This window comes from Flavobacterium sp. P1_E4 (genome assembly GCF_056405915.1).
Genome location: NZ_JBFUBE010000064.1, coordinates 1 through 1,498, shown reverse-complemented (window position 1 = coordinate 1,498; position 1,498 = coordinate 1). Strand labels below are relative to the sequence as shown.

General features: G+C 27.8%; 2 protein-coding genes. Both read left to right on the top strand.

The features are described from left to right. The first annotated feature begins 250 nt into the window (after positions 1 to 250). Positions 251 to 430 (top strand): hypothetical protein, encoded by a 180-nt coding sequence (locus tag AC1DY0_RS18985; protein ID WP_477190144.1) that lies wholly within the window; start codon positions 251 to 253, stop codon positions 428 to 430. 7 nt (positions 431 to 437) lie between these two features. Beyond that, complete coding sequence (locus AC1DY0_RS18980; protein ID WP_477190143.1) at positions 438 to 1,175, top strand: toll/interleukin-1 receptor domain-containing protein; 738 nt, start codon at positions 438 to 440, stop codon at positions 1,173 to 1,175. Positions 1,176 to 1,498: the final 323 nt, after the last annotated feature.

Here is a 1,498-nt window from a genome sequence, read left to right as displayed (position 1 = left end):
AGCTTGGTGAGGTCAATAAATTCCACAAAAGCATCTATAAAACGAACTTGATTATCGGGACTTATAGCGTCTTCTAAACTAGAAAAACGCATCTGATGACGGGAAATTCCTGTGATATGCTGCATTCTTAAAAATACGAAAATTCCTGTTTTGACACAACTTTTTTGTTATATTTGGTGATATACAAACGGAGGTTTTTTCACAGACTGACGTTGTATGCCATTTTGAAAAAAACGTAATTAACCATATTATGACAGAAAAAGAACTATTAGAATTATTAATAAAAAGTGCTAAAGAAAGAGCTAAACAAATTTCAGATTTATTGAATACAGTTTCCGATATTGAAACAAAGAATGTTTTAGTTGAAAATCATAAAAAAACTTTAGAAGAAATTAGAATAATGAACGAAAAATTAAAAACACTAATCTAAATAAACTATGAATATCCCAAAAGTTTTTATCTCATATTCTCACGACTCATTAGAACATAAAAAATGGGTTTTAGATTTAGCAATAAGAATGAGAAACAATGGAATTGATGCTATAATAGACCAATGGGAACTAAAACCAGGAGATGATTTACCTCATTTTATGGAAAAAAATTTAGAAAATTCCGATTCTATTATAATGATTTGTTCAGAAAATTATGTCTTAAAAGCTAATAGTGGAAAAGGTGGCGTTGGATATGAAAAAATGATTATTACATCCAATTTACTATCTAATATAGATGAAAATAAAATCATCCCAATTATAAAACAAGAAAGTGGAAATTTAGTTCCAACCTTTCTAAAAACAAAATTATATTTAAATTTTTCAAAAAAAGACGATTACGAATTCAGTTTTGATGAATTAATTAGAACAATTCACAAAAGTCCATTGTATATAAAACCAAAAGTTGGTAATAATCCATTTAAAAATAATCAAAACATTCAAGAATTAAAAGTCCACGATGGCGTATTGGAACTTATGAATGATATTATTAGACTATTTCAAAGTAATACTGATAATTATATTTTATATAGCAGTCTATTTCAATCAACAAAAACTTCAAGGATAATGTTAGACATTTTTATTAATAAAGCTGTAGAATTAGGATATATCAGTTTAGATAAAGACCGAGATATAATTCTATTGGAAAAAGGTAAAATTTATGCTATTAATAACAACTTAGTTTAAAAAAAACGGCATACAACACACGCTACAAGCAATTTGGGCATTTGGCTTAATGGAAAAATTAGTTTGTATTTGGAAGATTTGGCAAATCCGAAGATAAGGCTTAATTTAATCCCAAACTGCTTGTAGCGCGAGAACGTCAGGCTGTGAAAAAACCTCTTTTTTTTCTCAAAATCTTCAAATTTTACAATCCTACAATTCAAATAAAGCCTTCTGAGAAGGCTCTTTTTTTAAGCTACTAATTTTATCGGATAAAAATTGTGCCTTGCATTTAGCTTTAAATAGATCACTTTTATTAAAAACAAGACTTTTGCCTTGTAGGGTGA

What these genes read in the sequence shown, in the direction of transcription:
- AC1DY0_RS18985 (WP_477190144.1), top strand. Translation starts at nt 251, where the DNA reads ATGACAGAAAAAGAACTATTAGAATTATTAATAAAAAGTGCTAAAGAA.
- AC1DY0_RS18980 (WP_477190143.1), top strand. Translation starts at nt 438, where the DNA reads ATGAATATCCCAAAAGTTTTTATCTCATATTCTCACGACTCATTAGAA.